Genomic DNA, 12,093 nt, shown 5'->3' on the forward strand with positions numbered 1-12,093 from the left:
GTTTTATCGTTTTTATATATTTATAGTATTGTTTCTTTAATTATTCATTGGAAAAATCAAGTATTTATTCATATTCGAAAGACAATAATATCTTATTTTTTATTTTGGATAAAAACATTATAATCAAAACTAATAATGGAATAGTTGCAAAAACCAATAAAACCATAAACATTTACAAGTATTTAGAAAATATTGAATTTTTCTAATCAATTATAAATTTCTATTGGTCATCTTTCGACATTACTATCTATTAATATTTTTTTAATCCTATAAGTCAAACTTATTATGAATATTAAAAAGATAAGAAAAATCAAATTGTAGATAAACAAAGAAAAACTATTGAGTTAGTTTTTCATAATTTTAGATAAATATTTTATGTAAATGAATAAATGCAAGCGAATTGAATATTATAAAAAAAAGAAGGCGTTAATATGAAAAGATTAAACATTGATATTTCTAAAATTAAATATGTATTCATTTTATCCTAAATTATCTTTGTCGATAATATTCGCATTGCTATTATATATTTTTAAATCCTGAGAATAGATGAATAAATAACCTATTCAATTAATATTGAGTGTTATAGAGCAAATTATTTTAATTCAATATAGTTCAATAAAAATAACACTTTTTCAAGTGTTAAATTTTGTATGTTATTTTAAGCGAATTGTGATTTATATAACGAGGCATATTTTCCTTGTTGAGCAAGTAATTGTTCGTGTGTGCCTTGCTCAACAATGTAGCCATCCTCAACATAAAGAATCAAGTCAGCATTTTTAATTGTGCTTAAACGATGCGCAATTACAATGCTTGTTTTATTTTTCATAATAGTATTAGATAACGCATCTTGAATTATTTTTTCGGTGTTAGAGTCAATATTTGATGTGGCTTCATCCAAAATTAATATTTTCTTATCACCTAATACTGCCCTAGCAATGGCTAGTAGTTGTTTTTGTCCCTTAGAAAGTAACATATCGTTATCTTGTAATTTAGTATCGTAACCTTTTTCAAGACGTAAAATAGTTTGGTGAGCCGAGACAATATCAGCGGCATCGTAGACTTGTTGTTGGGAAGCATCTTTGTTGCCAATTAAAATATTGTTGTAAACGCTATCTTTAAACATAAATGAATCTTGTAAAACAACAGCCATGGCGTTTGTTAGGCTAGTTTTTGTAATATTTTTTAATTCGATTCCGTCAATTGTTATTGAACCTTTTTCGTAATCATAAAATTTACTTAATAAGTTGATAACGGTAGTTTTTCCAGCACCGGTCGCACCAACTAAAGCTATGCTTTGGCCAGGCAATGCTTGGAAGGACGCGTCTTTTAGGTGTCATTCATCTTTAGAAGTGTTGTATCTAAACCATACATGGTCAAATTTAATGTGACCTTTGACATTGGTTAAATCTACTTGATTTGATAATTCTTTAGGTGGTTCTAAATTAACTAATTCTTTAACTCTTTCTGAAGAAACTACCCCATTTTGTGAAGCAAATATTGTGTTGGTAATTGTTTGCAATGCACCAGTAATATTGAAGACTAAACCAACATAAGCAACTATAAATCCTGCATCTGGACCATTTGGGTGGGGCATCAATGCTCATAGCGGAAGATTATAGTTTTTGAACACCAATGCCAAGACTGCGCAGACTAAGACAACGATATTAGTAGACATGATAAATCATGGATTGGCAATTTGCCCATATAAGTCAGCAACTAATGCGTTTTTATAGATGTGTTTAGCAATTTTTTTGAATTTTTCAGTTGATTCTTTTTGACGGCCAAAGGTTTTGGTGATTTTCATATTCTTAACGCTTTCTTCAACAAACGCGTTCAAATCACCAAAGCCATCTCAAACAGCTTCAATTCGTGGGCGCGCTTTGTGAATCATAACGGCAGCAACCGAGAATAATATTGCAGTAATAACACCTGTAATTAATGAAATTGTGAAGCTGTATAGAAACATCATAATTGCAGTGATTACTAGGTGAGTTATATTTGAAAGAACTTGGTTTAAAATTTGACTTAAAGACACTGAAATGTTATTAACATCATTAACCAAAGTGGAAATAAGGTCTCCAGTTTTTTTCTTATCATAGAAAGAAACAGGCATTTTTAGTAATTTATCCATTGCAATTTTACGCATATTTTTAGCTGTTGCATAACCACAAATTATATAAATTCTAAATTCTACAAATCTAAATACTGCATAAGTCAAGAATGATAAACTCATTAATGACACCATCAAATTAAAGTAGTTATGATTGAACTTTGTTGGTTCTTGAAATGCTTCGGGTGTAAAAACATGTGAAACTATTAAACCAGTAATAACGGTACCCGCAATATAAGCAATCGAATTAATTAAGGTAGTTAAAAATCCTAAATACAATAATCATCTTGATTTTCCAGAATATTTATTAACTAACTTAATAATGCCAAGGGTTGAACCAAGTTTACGTTTTAATTTCATTTTAACCTCCTTTATTGTTCTAATTGATTTTGATGAATTTGTTCATAGAAAGGACAATTTTTGACTAAGTGCTCGTGGCTACCTTGGTCAATAATGCGACCTGAATCCATTACAGCGATTTTATCGCAATTTTTTAATGCGCCAATTTTTTGAGAAATTAGAATAGTGCTACAGTCATAATTTTTAATAATATTATTAATTACTGTTTTGGTTGTGATATTGTCCAGTGCACTCGTTGAATCGTCTAGGATTAAAATCTTAGGTTTCCGTAAAAGTGTTCTAGCAATTGAAATTCTTTGTTTTTGTCCGCCTGAAAGGTTTGTAGCACCTTGTGTAACTGGGTGATTTAGATTATCATCGAACTTATACACAAAATCATAAGCGCAAGCATTTTTTAAGGCTAGATTTATTTCTTCGTCAGTGGCATCGGGTTTGGCTCATAGCATATTCGTTCTAATGGTTCCAGAATATAACATTGGGTCTTGATAAACTATACCCACAGTGTCTAATAATTGTTTGGTGTTGATTTGGTTAACTTCGTGTCCGCCAATAGTTATAGAACCTTCATTGTATACATAATTATTTAACAGCAACGATACAAGAGTCGATTTTCCCGAGGCAAATAACCCAATAATTCCTAGCGAAGTTTTGAACGGAACGTTTAGATTAATATCAGTTAAGGCGTAGTTTGGATTATCTTGATAATATTTAAAGTTTAAATTTTTGATATTTAAATCATAATTTGGTTCATTTCGGTTGGTGATATCCGAAATTTTAATTCCATTTTCAACATACAATTTATCTGCTTTTGCATTAAATATTTCCATTAATCTTCCGGCTGATACCTTTGCCTTAAAACCAAAAATAATAAATACAGTTAATAAAATAATTCCAAAACCAATTGTTCATAAGTATTCAATAAAAATGTTCATATTAACTAAGTCAGTTGCTGTTGCAACATGCTCTAGTGTTTGGTGTCTTACTACCATGAATATTCCAATTACAACAAAATTAATTAATGTATAGAACACAGGATGAAGAATTGAAATTATCGAGTTAAATTTAACACTTAATTTGTATCATGTTTCATTAGAACCAGAGAATTGCTTACTTCTTTTATTTTCGAGATTGTATGTTTTTATCGTTCGAGATCCCTTAATGTTTTCATCAATATTTTTTGTAACATACTCAAGATTTTTTTGCGTTCTCTTAATTAAGGGACTTGTTATTTTACCTATTATTGCAATTAATATAAGTAGACCGGGAATAACAGGCGTGATAACGAGTGCCATTGTTGTATTAACCATAAAGGCCATTATTATCCCGCCGACAATCATCATAAAACCACGTATCATCGTACTAAAACCAACAACTAAAAAGTCTCAAAAGACAGCAACATCATTAGAAATTTTAGTCATAATTGATTCTGGTTTTAAATCAGAAATATTTTTTAAACTTAAACTATTAATCTTGTCATATAGTTTCATTCTATAAAAATATGAGCATTGCTCTGCACCATATACAAATATAGCTGTAAACGCAAATGTTAATAGAGCAGTTATTGCGGTTTGAATAGCAATCATTATTATTAGTCAGTCTCTAACCTCATTTCGCGGTTTATCTTTAAATAAAGTAATTTTTCCACTCAATAGTTCAATTGTTTGTAATTCTTTATCATCAAAAATTAATCTTATAAATTGAGATATAAAATTTGGTAAAAGCAAACTAACAATAACAGCAATAAAAGCTATTATTGCCCCTGAAATAAATGTGAATTTAATTTTTTTTGGTAGCATTTTTAACATTTTAATCATATAGCCTCCTTTATCGGATTACATTGTAATATGTGTTTATTTGGAAATTTTGAATATTTTTTTACCTAGGTTTATATACTCCTCAACTAATTCTTCAAAGTATTTGAAACCTATTTGATAAAACTCATCGCTTTTTAAATCAACGCCTACGTTAGCTAATATATTTAATGGATAATCACTTCCGCCTGCTGATAAGAAATTGCTGATGTATGATTGTAAGAACTTTTCGCCCTCATTTTTATATTTCGTATAGAAAAAGTTTGCTACTAATTGTCCGATTGCGTATTTATATACATAAAAACCATAGTAATAATGAGGAACTATAACAGAACCTATTTGATCTTTCTTGTCAAATTTAGGTTTTTTTGTTGAATATTTTAATGAATTTTCATAATAAATTTTTGCTATTGATTCATAACTTGGACCAACTTCGCCTTTTTCGATTGCGGAGTATAAATTGTATTCATAATTTGCTCAAAGTGTTTGTCTGTGTACGGTTCCGATAAAGCCATCAATCATGCTTTGTATTATTTTGAACTTAAATAAATCATTCTTAGAAGTTTTTAATAAGTAGTCATACAGCATCAATTCATTGAAAATTGAGGCTATTTCAGCTAAAAATATAGGGTAGTCAGAATTGTTTATGTCATTATTTTTATCACTGAAGTATGAATGCATTGAGTGACCCAGTTCATGAGCTAATGTTTCTACAGAACCTAAATCTCCATCAAAATTCATTAATATATACTTTTTATTCAATCCATATGTGGAACCGATAGAATATGCTCCCGATACTTTGTTATCTATAGTCATAAAATCTATTCAGTTTTCATCGTATGCCTTTTGAATCATAGAGGAATATTCTTTTCCAAAAGGTTTCAAAGCTTCAAAAACAGTTTGTTTCATTTCTTCAACCGTGTAGTTGGACTTAACGTTGGCTAATTCCCTGAATGAGTCATATTTTGGGCGAAATTTTTCATTGAATTTAGCTTCATAAAACTTTTTAAATCATTTGTTCTTTTTAGAAATAACATTTTTTAGTCCGCTAACTCTTTCAAAAAGGGATTGCAATAATTCGTCATCAACTTTATCTTCTTTTGTTAACATATAAACTGAATTTTTGTAACCTCTGATATTTGCTTCTGTTGCAATTGTATTGAATTGTTGGAATAAAAGATTAGCCAAGGAATCTTTATGTCTATATAAGGCATTTTGTCAATTAATGGCAGTATTTTTTCTCAAAACGGAATCGTTAGATTTCAGATATTGTAATCTTACTGCAGGACTTAATTTGTGTTTTTTTCCTTTTGAATCAAGAGGGAATCCATAGTCCATTTCAGCATCGGTTATTAAGTCAAAAACACCTTCAAACGATGGTGATGATTTTTCTTTTTTAATGATATATTCTTCAACTGAGTCATCTAATTTATGATCGTATTCTTCAATTATTTCAACCAAAGACTTTTTATGAGTTTTAAGTCTTTCGTCGTTGATTCAAGATTTTATCTTATCGATGTTTTTATAAAATCTTACAGTTTCTGAACCCATTTTTTGTGCAATTTCATGGTTGATCAAATCTCATTTGTTACTTAATTCAGTAAAATAACCATTTGTCAGCTCTCTATTTGAGTTATTTGATATGTAATTGTGAATTCTGTTGGTTAATATTCCAACTTCTTCACGATTGTTCAAATTTTCAATAAAGGCTTCGATATTGTCGTATTTTGAATCTTTAGTATCAATGAAATATTTCATTAATTCGGTATATTTTTCGAATAGTTGTTCAATAGTTTTTCCCTCTAGCAAACTATCAAGATCGAAGCAATATTTTTTGTCCACTTCTTTTAAATTTTTGTATTGTTTCATAATTACCCCTAAATATTAATATTCTATATATAATAATTCATTATATTACAATATTTAAGTAACGTATCTGGAATGTGCATTATAGTTCAGTATATTGAAATATTACTTTTACTAGTTCAATTGAATAATCAGTAAATTAGTAAAAAAATCATTAAAAAATAATAATGAAATAAGATTTCATTTTTTATAGAATTAGCGTAAGCAAAATACCTAAAAAAAATAATATGTTTTTATTTATAAAAAATTTAAGTTATATATAATAAGCAATATTATGAAAGATTCATTTAAGACAGGTACTAAGTATATATTACAGAATTTTTCAAGTGAGTTTTGTACCTCACTTAGTTTTTCATATGCCGAGTATTTCGAAGACTTGTTTGATTTAGCTTCCAATAGTTACTAGTTGAGTTGCCTGGCTCACTAGTATTTACGCATAACTATTTAGGAGGATTTATGAATAAAACACAAAACACTCGAAATGTTATTGAATTAAAAGAAGTTGTTAAAGAATTCGGTGACAAAGTAGTTTTAGAAAATATTAACTTAAAAATTAAAAAAGGTGAGTTTGTTACCTTGCTAGGACCATCAGGTTCAGGAAAAACAACAATTTTGAGACTTATTGCTGGTTTTGAAAGAGCAACTCGTGGAGAAATCAAATTTAATGATAGAGATATTAAAGATTTACCGCCTCACAAAAGAGATTTATCAACCATTTTCCAAGATTACGCTCTTTTCCCACATTTAAATGTTGAGGGAAATATTAAATATGGTTTATCTTTAAAAAGAATTCCTAAAGATACCATTAACCCAAAACATGAAGCTTTATTAGAGCAAAAAATTAAAGTATGAGATAAAAAAGCTAAACAAGAAATGGCTAAACTAGATTCATTGCAAAAGAAATATGAATCAGAAATGCAAAAATTAAAAACTAACTCTCTTCCTTACAAAAGAAGAAGAAAATGATTAGACCGCTCAGATTTCAACTATTCATATTGAGAAAATTATGTTGATATGAAAAAAGAAAACTTTGAAAAAGCATACTTAACAAGAAAAATTTCAAAAGAAGAAATGAATGCTGAAGTTGCAAAAATTGTGGAATTAGTGGGATTAAAAGGTTCAGAAACTAAAGCGATTAATGAACTATCAGGCGGTATGAAACAACGTGTTGCCCTTGCTAGATCTTTAGTTATTGAACCAACTATTTTGCTTTTAGACGAACCACTAAGTGCACTAGACGCCAAAATTAGAGAAAAAATGCAAAAACTTTTAAGAAGCCTACAACAAAGTTTAGGAATTACATTTATTTTCGTAACTCACGATCAAGATGAAGCATTAGAACTATCAGATCGTATTGCCATCATGAGAGACGGTGTTATTGAACAATATGACACTCCGAAACAAATTTATGACTATCCAGTTAATAAATGAGTAGCAAATTTTGTTGGGGACTCAAATATTTATAGTGCAAAATTCAATGAAGATGCTACAGTAACATTCATGGATAAAACTTTTAAAACCGTTCATGACGAAGATGAATTTGAACAAAATTCGCAAGTAGATGTTTTAATTAGACCAGAAGACGTTGACATTATGTACGCTGATGAAACTAGAAAAAAAACAGGTATTATCGGTAAAATTGAAGAAATGTCATATCGTGGCAGTTATTACTATTTAAAAGTGGTTTTTAAAAATGGTTACCATATTTTTGTAGAAACTGCGAAGAAATTTGAAGAGGGAGCAAAAGTTTCAATTAGTTGAACAATTGACTCAATTCATATCATGGCAAAAGATCCTAAGTGAGATTATTCAAATGATGAATTCTAAATTAAGCACAAAATTAGCTTTAAATAAGCGTTTATTGATGCTTTTGCCTTATATAGCAATCGCAATATTTTTGATAATTTTGCCTGTTATTTTAATCATTGTCCAAGCTTTTACTCCTAGAGAAAATTTTGACAATGCGCAGTTAGTTAAAGAATTCAATACTTGGAAAATTATTGGGCGTAGTTTAAAAATTGGTGTTATTTCAGCAATTCTTTGCCTATTAATTGGTTTTCCTTATGCGTATTTCACTGCTACATCGAAAAGCAAGATATTGCCAATATACGCAATGAGTTTAATTCTTTCACCGATGATTATTTTCACAATTGCTAAAATTTATGCAATTAGAGGGTTTTTCTTAAGCATGTTTGACGAGGATGTTTTAAATGCTGAATGATTTATGATTTTAGCTTTAACTTATTTAAACTTGCCTTACATGATAATGCCTCTATATTCAGTTTTTAGAGATATGCCTAAAAATATTATTGAAGCCAGTGGAGATTTAGGTTATAACAAAATAAAAACACTGTTTAAAGTTGTTATTCCTTACAGTTTTAAAGCAATATTAAGTGGTTTAAGCTTAATTTTCCTAGCTTCTGCTACTACATTTGTTATCAGCGATAAATTATTATCTAACCCAGCTCAATTACAGACGGTAGGGTCACTAATTAACCAATATTCAGATGCTTCAAACGCATTTGAATTATCTGCCGGTTCAGTACTAGTTTTAGTTGTAAGTGCAATTTTTATAGGTTGCTATGGAATAATTAATTTCTTACCACGAGCAATTATTAAATTAGCGAAAAGAGGTAAACATGTCTAAATTTACTGAATTTCTAAAGAAAAGTTATATTTATATAATTTTGGCATTAACATACATTCCATTATGTTTTGCAGCAATTTTTAGTTTTAACAAACCTAGTGATAAGGGTTATTTATCATCTAAATGAAACACATTTAGTGCCGAAGCATGAACCACATTCTTTGACGGCGGACGTGACGTAGCGTTAATTAACTCAGTAATTATTGCAATTTTTACAGCAGTTTTAGTTATTTCAATTTCATTAGTTACTGTTTTTGCTTTATGAAGACAAAAGAATAAAAATTACGAAAGGGTAATTAAATCAGTCAACAACATACCTTTGATTAACCCTGATAACATAACAGCTATTGGCTTGGTGCTTGTGTTCTCGTTCTTTTTTGGAACACTATCAGTTGCTAAAGAAGGTTTATTAAGAGGGATTGTTGGACATACAGTTATGGCGTTGCCATATGGCATTAGTTTAATGTATCCACGAAGCGAAAAATTTGAACGTTCTCTTTTTGAAGCAAGTCAAGATTTAGGTTATTCTAAATTTAAAACTTGATTCAAAACCTATTTTATATACATGATTCCTTCAATAATTTTTGTTGGATTAGTCGCTGCCTTTCTTTCATTTGATGATTTCATAATTTTAAAAACAACTACCAATACATCAACGTTAGGTACAAAACTTTATGAAGGTAACTTCAGAGGTTGAGGTCTTGTTGTTGGTGCTGCCGTCCTTACATTAACTTTAATTGGAAATGCTATTTATATCGCATACAAAGTTCGTAAAAATAAACTTAAAAAAATAGCACCGAAAGGCAACAATGAAAACTAAAACAATATCATTAATTAAAAAAATAAGTTTAGGCGTTGGAGCAACAGCAATAGGTGCGGCAATGATTGCTGGTGTGACATATAAATTTAAAAAACCATTTAAACCTACATTTTACAATTATAAATCGTATATGTCAGATGATGCCGTAGCAATAATCAGCGAAAAATACGATTTTAAACAATTTGAGACACTTAACGAATTCACTAAGGCAATTTTAACTAAAAAAGCTATCGGTGGAATTGGTTCAGATGCACAAGCAGTTCAATTGATTAGACGAGATAAACTAAAAGAGATAGATTATTTAAAATTGTTTGGGGATCAAACACCAGCTTGGGCATTAAACAAAACATTTGACCAGTATAAATTGAGTGATGAATATCGCAAATTTCAAAAGAGTTTATATACAGATCAAGTTTGAGAACATTTAGCGTCATATGATAATACATTGCTGACAGATTTTGACGGAAAGGATTGAAAAGACGGAGTAAAACGTCATTTATACAATTATTTTATTCCTTATTTCAGCCAAGATATGGTTGTTGCATATAACCCAACAAAAGTTGATAAGAATTTAAAGAATTTTGACTTGTCAACTCCTGAAGGTCGCAAAAAACTTTACGAAACAGACCAAAAAATCCTTAATTCTTTATACAATTCTGGATTTAACAAAGATAAGAGCATCGATAAAAAAGAAACAAGATTTATTGATGTTTTGAAATCATTAAGAGCTAACGGCTATAACCGTTGAGAAATTACCGATGCTGTTAGAGATAATATGATTTATGGTTCTGCCTATGAATATGATAATGAAAAAGAATACTTTGACAATAATATTTCAGGTAATGCAAGTACTGTTGAAGTTCCTGATTTATATAAATCTTTAATTGATAATTTTTCAAAATTAATTCAAGATGGTACTGGATATTCTTTAACAGATTCTAATGTTCAGTTATTAGGCGATGGTCAGTTGCTTTTAACTAATTTAATCAATGACCAGTCAAATATTCAAGCAGGAATTATCTATAATGGCGACGCAACAGATGCATATTTTTCAACCGATAATATCGAAACAGTTGCTGATGGAACTATTAGATTTATTAGACCAAAATCAAACTTATTACTAGTTGATGGTTTAGTGTTAGCACAAAGTGATTTAGTAGATGAAAAGACCTACGATCAACTTCTTAACACTGCGAAGAAAGCTTTTTTAGGTGGTTTAAATCAGCTTGATTGATCAACGCTGCCAACAGAAACAGTTGAAAAATTTAGTGCTTGAACAAACTTTGACTATGTTTCTTATACTCCGGCATTTAAAGCACAATATAACTATGCACTAGAAAATAAGTTTTCAGACCTAGATGATTATGAACAATTTTATGCTAAACAATTGTATGAAATTAAGGGTAATTACGATATAAAAGACCCAGTAACAAATAAAGTGTTATATTCTTATAATGTTGTGCATAAAGCTATTGTTCCAACAGATCAAAAAACACAAACCAACCTAACAACATACTGAAATCAAAAAACTAAAAAGTAACCAAAAAACAAACGCCTCGAGTGTTTGTTTTTTTCTTAATGAATACAATATTGAGTGTATAGGTAAAAATTTATTTTATTTTTGTTCAATTGTTACTGTTGAATCATTTTTAACTTCACCTGTTGATGATTGTTTTTCCTTTTGCTCAGAAATCATTTTTTTAGGAACGTATATTTTATATTCTTCGTTTCTTGCTTCTTTTTCTTTTAGTAAATCGATTTTAGTTTTAACAGATTCAAGTATTTTGATGTCTTCTGCTCTAGGGCTGTCTACTGTAATTTTGTTCAATTCATCAATGATTTCCTGTCTTGGTTTTGGTAATGTACTTTCTTCAAACTTAAATCCATGTAATTTCACAAATTCTATTTTAATTGTAATATTTTTATCAGATGTAATGGTTATACCAATATTTTTGTATTTACCCTTTTTTTCAGAATTACTTGCAAACCCTGATACCTGCGGGTTTAAATAAAAATCTATTTTGTAATTTTTTGGAATTTCTCCATCAGCAAGTTTTGTAACTATTTGTTTTTTATAGGTCTCAAAATTAGGTTTAAAATCCTCTAATGATATTTGTTCTATTCCTGCAATTTCTAAAGAAATACTATTACGATTATATTTTTTTTCTAGATTATGTTTTTCGATTTCTTCAGCTTTTTTAACATGGTTGATTTTTGAATCATCTTCAGTTTTATTGTTATTTGATTCATCATTTGTTGTTGTAACAGTTGTATTAATTTCGGTGTTAATATTATTGTTGTCAACTTTTGTTTCGTTAGTTACCTCTATTTTATTTTTATCTTGATTGTTACTATTGCAAGCTGTCGCACAAAATGGCAAAACAGTTAAACCAATAATAGGCAATCCTAGTTTAATATTTTTTTTCATAAATCCTCCAATTTATTTACTTGTAAATTTATTATTTTTCACATTTTTTTG

Annotated in this window: 8 protein-coding genes; 4 read left to right on the forward strand and 4 right to left on the reverse strand. The window is 29.1% G+C overall.

The genetic code is table 4. From position 1 onward, the window contains the following. Window positions 1–658: 658 nt before the first annotated feature. Genes HLA87_RS02830 through HLA87_RS02840 form a run of 3 tightly spaced genes read right to left on the reverse strand, consistent with a single transcriptional unit; the run spans window position 659 to window position 6,150 of the window. Window positions 659–2,470, reverse strand: coding sequence for an ABC transporter ATP-binding protein (locus tag HLA87_RS02830; protein ID WP_171111726.1), 1,812 nt, complete (start codon window positions 2,468–2,470; stop codon window positions 659–661). A gap of 11 nt (window positions 2,471–2,481) precedes the next feature. After that, a complete protein-coding gene (locus HLA87_RS02835; protein ID WP_171111728.1) occupies window positions 2,482–4,284 on the reverse strand; it encodes an ABC transporter ATP-binding protein in 1,803 nt (600 codons plus the stop codon). Between the two features lie 36 nt (window positions 4,285–4,320). Then, window positions 4,321–6,150: a M3 family oligoendopeptidase gene (locus tag HLA87_RS02840; RefSeq protein ID WP_171111730.1), complete on the reverse strand. Its 1,830-nt coding sequence runs from the start codon at window positions 6,148–6,150 to the stop codon at window positions 4,321–4,323. Window positions 6,151–6,603: 453 nt separating this feature from the next. On the opposite strand from HLA87_RS02840, the gene HLA87_RS02845 reads away from it, so the two are divergent. From HLA87_RS02845 to HLA87_RS02860, 4 genes are read left to right on the forward strand one after another with little or no spacing between them, the layout of a single operon-like run. Next, complete coding sequence (locus HLA87_RS02845) at window positions 6,604–7,974, forward strand: ABC transporter ATP-binding protein (protein ID WP_171111732.1); 1,371 nt, start codon at window positions 6,604–6,606, stop codon at window positions 7,972–7,974. Beyond that, window positions 7,964–8,794: an ABC transporter permease gene (locus HLA87_RS02850; RefSeq protein WP_171111734.1), complete on the forward strand. Its 831-nt coding sequence runs from the start codon at window positions 7,964–7,966 to the stop codon at window positions 8,792–8,794. The genes HLA87_RS02845 and HLA87_RS02850 overlap by 11 nt, the downstream gene beginning before the upstream one ends. Next, a complete protein-coding gene (locus HLA87_RS02855; protein ID WP_171111736.1) occupies window positions 8,787–9,614 on the forward strand; it encodes an ABC transporter permease in 828 nt (275 codons plus the stop codon). Before HLA87_RS02850 ends, HLA87_RS02855 begins: the two co-directional genes overlap by 8 nt. Next, entirely contained in the window at window positions 9,604–11,154 is a 1,551-nt protein-coding gene (locus HLA87_RS02860) for a type 2 periplasmic-binding domain-containing protein (protein ID WP_171111738.1), read from the forward strand. The genes HLA87_RS02855 and HLA87_RS02860 overlap by 11 nt, the downstream gene beginning before the upstream one ends. 75 nt (window positions 11,155–11,229) lie before the next feature. Here HLA87_RS02860 and HLA87_RS02865 read toward each other — a convergent pair whose 3' ends face one another. Then, window positions 11,230–12,042 carry a hypothetical protein gene (locus HLA87_RS02865; protein ID WP_171111740.1) on the reverse strand — a complete coding sequence of 271 codons (813 nt, stop codon included), beginning with the start codon at window positions 12,040–12,042 and terminating at the stop codon, window positions 11,230–11,232. Window positions 12,043–12,093 lie beyond the last annotated feature (51 nt).

The organism is Mycoplasma miroungigenitalium, assembly GCF_013008635.1.
GTDB classification, from domain to species: Bacteria; Bacillota_I; Bacilli_A; order Mycoplasmatales; family Metamycoplasmataceae; genus Mycoplasmopsis; species Mycoplasmopsis miroungigenitalium.